The sequence below is a fragment of the Desulfovibrio sp. 1214_IL3152 genome, assembly GCF_036763055.1.
Lineage (GTDB): Bacteria > Desulfobacterota > Desulfovibrionia > Desulfovibrionales > Desulfovibrionaceae > Desulfovibrio.
Map to the genome: position 1 here is coordinate 1 of NZ_JBAIYW010000296.1, position 4,656 is coordinate 4,656.

Here is a 4,656-nt window from a genome sequence, read left to right on the forward strand (position 1 = left end):
TTCACCCGTAGCGGGCAAAGCGTGGCCGGCAACCTTGGCCGGGCCGGCCTCTTGGGCCGGCCCGGCACTTTCAGATTCCGAAACAGGCTGGGTATGCGCGCCGCCGCAGGCGACCACGAGCATACAACAAGCCAGGCAGCATACCAGACTGACCGCTCTGAACGTGGCGAAATAAACTTTTCCGGTCAGTTTTACGGTCATGCTTATAAATCCTGAAATACCCACACTACCCGTCCCAGCAGGCGCTTGGTCAGCAGATCGGGTGTGAGCGTCGTTTCGGGGAAGTTCGCGGAATCAGAACGCAGCACGTACCCGTCCTGCGCGCCGTTCAGGAACAGACGGCGAAGAATCACGCCTTCATTGGGCGCAAAAAGCGCATAGACACGGCCGGAAATCACGTCCCTGTCCATAGTGTCCACACCAAGGTGGGCATCGGACATGATAGTGGGGATCATGTTTGCTCCGCGCATGCGCAGAACAGCAAGACCGTCTTTCATAAAAGAATGCGGCAGGGAAATTTTTCCCGCCATATCAAGTGACGGTCGCGGCTGCTCGTCGTCATAATCGCAGTTCATGTGATAAACAGAGACAACGGATCCCCGTGCAAGAGTATCGCCGTAGTGGGCGGCGTTTTCCGCAAGAGCCGCAGGAGCGTCCTGCGGCATATAGCCCTGCTCGGTGCGCAGGTACATGGGACCGATGCCCTGCTTGAGCCAGTCCGGATTAAGCCCGAACTTTTCAAACAGTTTCATAAACCAGTCGCCGGGAACCGAATTGCGGCGCTTGGCATCAGAGATGCTTGACTGACGTATATCCAGCACCTCGGCCAATTCCACCTGGGTGCGGCTGTTTGTCGCCAGTTTGATGCGTTCGTATATTTCTGCAAAGGCAGGCATGTTCTTGAACTCCATAATGCGGACAGGCCGCATCATCAATGTTGAGGATTAAGAAGTGGCGCTTCGTTGGCCAGCACCATCTTGCTGTTCTCCTTGAGAGACTTGCGCATGGCCTCCAGCCAGCGTTGATACGCATAGAACTGAGGCGCCTTATTATAGGATTGGGCGTAGATGGATGCGGCACTGGCGTCGCCTTCACCGCGTTTTATCTGCGCCTCACGCGCGGCTTCAGCCAATATAACTGCACGTTGGCGGTCAGCGTCGGAGCGGATGCGTGTGGATTCTTCCTCACCTTCGGAGCGGTACTGCTTGGCCTGGCGTTCACGCTCGGCCCGCATGCGGCCGAAGATGGCACGCTGGTTTTCCGGCGGCAGGTCGGTGCGCTTGATGCGCACGTCCAGCACTTCAACACCGTAACTATGCATTAAGGCTGAAACCTTGTTTGTCACTTCCTTCATTATGGCCGCACGGTGGGAGGAAACAACCTCGGTGAGGGTGTACGCGCCCACCAGCGCCCGCAGCTGGGAGTAAACAACGTCGTCAAGCCGCGCCTGCGCGCCCGGAATGGTGCGCATGGTGCGGTAAAATTGCAGGGGATCAATAATTTTCCAGCGGGCGTAGTTGTCAAGCACAATGGCTTTCTTGTCCACCGTAAAGGCTTCACGCGAGCGGGCTTCGTAATCCAGTACCCGCGAATCGAAATACACCACGTTCTGAATAAAAGGCAGCTTGAAGTGCAAACCGGGGCCGTACACCCTGTCCAGAGGGTCGCCCAACTGAAGTACCAGTGCCGTCTGTGTCTGATGCACAGTAAAAAAGCACTGGCTGCCCACCACAACAATCAGCAGCAGCACGATGACAGCTGGCAGAGGATTAGTACGCATTATTTTTTCTCCAACGCCTTGGGGGCGACAGGGGCGCCCAGGCCGGGCAGATTCAGGTAGGGCAAGGCACGGGAAGCCGCCGGGCCATCCATAAGCACTTTTTCGTCAGCACCGGAAAGAATGTCTTCCATAGTTTCGTAGTAAAGGCGCTGCTCGGTGACTTTGGGGGCCTTGCGATGTTCTGCGCTCAGGGCGTCAAAACGGGAAGTTTCGCCTTCGGCATTGCGTACGCGGATGGCGTGATAAGACGCTGCCTCGTTGAGCATGGCCGCCGCCTGGCCCCTGGCTTTGGGCAGCAGTTCGTTGCGGTAGGCTTCAGCCTCATTGATGATGCGGCTCTTGTCCTCTCTGGCGCTGGCCACATCCTTGAAGGCGTCAATGACATCCTGCGGGGGGTGCACGTCCTGCAGTTGCACGGCCAGCACCTGTATGCCGGCCCCATAGCGATCCAGAATGGTCTGCAAAAGCTGCGTGGCCTCGCTCTGGATTTTCAGCTTGCCGTCAGTGATGGCCGAATCGATCTGGCTGTTGCCGATGACCTCGCGCATGGCGGCCTCGGCGGCGTTGCGCACAAGCGCCGTGGGCGCGCTTACGTTAAACAGATACTGGACGGGATCGCCAATCTTATATTGCACGCTGAACTGCACATTGACGATATTTTCATCGCCGGTGAGCATGGACGCCTCTTCAGACACGGTGCGCACCTGTCCCTGCTGGAAGGTGGTGCTCTGCCCCACCGAGCGGAAACCCACCTCGCTGCGCAGCACCTGAGTCACCTGCGGCTTGTACACGCTTTCTATGGGGGCGGGCCATGCGTAATGAGGACCGGGACCTTCGGTGCGGTTATATTTGCCGAAGCGCAGCACCACACCCTGTTCGTCAGGATTGATTATATAGATACCTGACAAAAGCCATAAACCCACCACAGCCAGGCCAATCAATAAAAATGCCTTTCCGTTGGGAAGGTTCATTTGCGACAGTTTTTTCAGGGGATTTTCGTCCCCTCTGCCCCGGCCGTTAAAGGGAGAACGTCTGGCCCTCGGGGGCTGCCGGTCCTGCCCTTCATCATTGTCAAGGTCAGTGTTGCGGGGCGGCTTGGGGGGAGGATTGGCCCCCTGCTGCCGTTGCCTTTTTTCCTGTAGCTTGTCCCAATCCCAATTCATGACGGAGGTTTACCTTTTTTTTGATTCGCGGCATAATTTCAGCAGATCATGACTGAAAAATGTCTGCGATTTTAATATGTGTGAAGAGATAAAAATAGGGCATGAATGCGGTGTGGTCAAGAACGCCATGCTTTCATGGTAAGCAAGTGCATACTAAACAAGATACAACATATCCACCGTCAAGCCTGCCCGGCACTTCACCGGCAGCCCTGTCTGTTAATCGTCTACTTTTGCCCGCCTCTCCCCTAACTACTTCATATCATGAAGCATGAAGCGCAAATACAGGTGTCAACGGAATACATTTTAGAGTATTCCAGAGACTGCTAGGCTTTGCAACTTTTTTTTTACTTTCATGCGCACTTGCGCAAAAAAGCTCATATCCCTATTTTTATGAACAATACAAGCACGATATCACGCATGGTACATCATGAAAAAACAAAAACCGGTTACAGACTGCACGTTTTTTCAAAAAGTAATCCGTTACGGCTTGCCTGTCAGATCATTTAACGCTTGTGGCTCAATACTCACAGGCGTACAGGGCTCAGCACGGTTATTGGCTATGCAAACATCTGGCAAGATTGTCTTCATGCAAACCTCAGGGCAATGGTTCAAGCTGCGTCAGTTCGGCAGCCGCGTCTGCCGGCAGGCGTCGGGACAATCTCGAGGGGAAGCCGCTCTACACAGTCAGGCATGACACATTCGTGCTGCCGCACGGCTGTTTTTCAAGAAGATGTCTGAATATTCCGGATGCATTTTCAGATTTTCCGTAAAACTGTACTCGATAAATAATTTTTCGCAAGAACACGCACAAATAATTATTAACGATAATAAATATTATTAATATGTATGATTACAAGGCCAGCCCCGCCAGAACAGTTACACCCCTTGAAAGAGGCATGAAAAACACGTTCGTCGAGTGTTTTTGGAGCGGCGCAGCTGCAACAGTGGCAAGCCCGGCTCGCCGGAGCGCATCAGGGCAGGCGCGATCAGGGGTGCGGTCGGGAGGTGGATCAGACAGGCCCAGTTGTGTGGCAGCCAGCAGAAGGAACTTGGGCCACGGCAGTGTTGAAATTACCACAGGAGGGAGTGGCGCGACCATCTGAAGCGTTTCACAAGTAAAGCGCTAGGGAATTAATTTACCAATATTCGGCAGGGTCAGCAACAAAAAAAACGTCAACACAAGAACACGCCGCATGACGGCACATGGCTGCCCCAAAAAGGCTTTTATTCATGATGGCTTACCGTCAAAGACGACTTGACAACAGTGCCTAGTAAGCCAGTTGAACCACGGCCCCGGAGTCGACATCAACGCTGGGGCTGCGCAGTTTGGCCCCGGCCAGGGGAACCACCCTGACCACCTCCACCACATCGGCCTGAACGGCAAAACCCGGAGTATAGGCCAGAGAATCCCGACGGCTGGAATCATGCCCGCCCTGCCAGAGCAAAAGACCGAAAAGCAGTGCGCTGCCCGCCAGGGCTGTACTCAGCATAATATAAGGAATACCGGTAGCGCCGGCTGTCTTGTTCATGACTTCTCCTTGCGGCAGCTTTTGCCGCCGCAGTGTGCTTGTCATGAAACAGAGCAAGATATGTGCCGTTTCCACCCGCACGGCATGGTTTCAGAGCCGCCGGTCAGCGGCCCGCCCGGTTTCCGGCCCCCCTGTCAGACCTTTGACCAGCACTTGAAAGAAGGAGCGCGGCCAACAGCTGCCC

4 protein-coding genes and 1 pseudogene are annotated in these 4,656 nt (G+C 54.8%); all 5 read right to left on the minus strand.

Annotated features, from left to right (window positions below):
* Nucleotides 1-201: pseudogene (locus tag V6C07_RS06380) on the minus strand (lytic murein transglycosylase); the annotation flags it as partial.
* Between the two features lie 2 nt (nt 202-203).
* Nucleotides 204-896, minus strand: coding sequence for a LexA family transcriptional regulator (locus tag V6C07_RS06385; RefSeq protein WP_333535517.1), 693 nt, complete (start codon nt 894-896; stop codon nt 204-206).
* A 35-nt stretch (nt 897-931) separates the two neighbouring features.
* On the minus strand, nt 932-1,780 hold the full coding sequence (gene hflC, locus V6C07_RS06390; protein ID WP_333535518.1) for a protease modulator HflC: 849 nt from the start codon (nt 1,778-1,780) through the stop codon (nt 932-934).
* Nucleotides 1,780-2,943, minus strand: a complete 1,164-nt coding sequence (gene hflK / locus V6C07_RS06395) for an FtsH protease activity modulator HflK (protein WP_333535519.1) — start codon at nt 2,941-2,943, stop codon at nt 1,780-1,782. Before hflK ends, hflC begins: the two co-directional genes overlap by 1 nt.
* 1,268 nt (nt 2,944-4,211) lie before the next feature.
* On the minus strand, nt 4,212-4,472 hold the full coding sequence (locus V6C07_RS06400; protein WP_333535520.1) for a hypothetical protein: 261 nt from the start codon (nt 4,470-4,472) through the stop codon (nt 4,212-4,214).
* Nucleotides 4,473-4,656 lie beyond the last annotated feature (184 nt).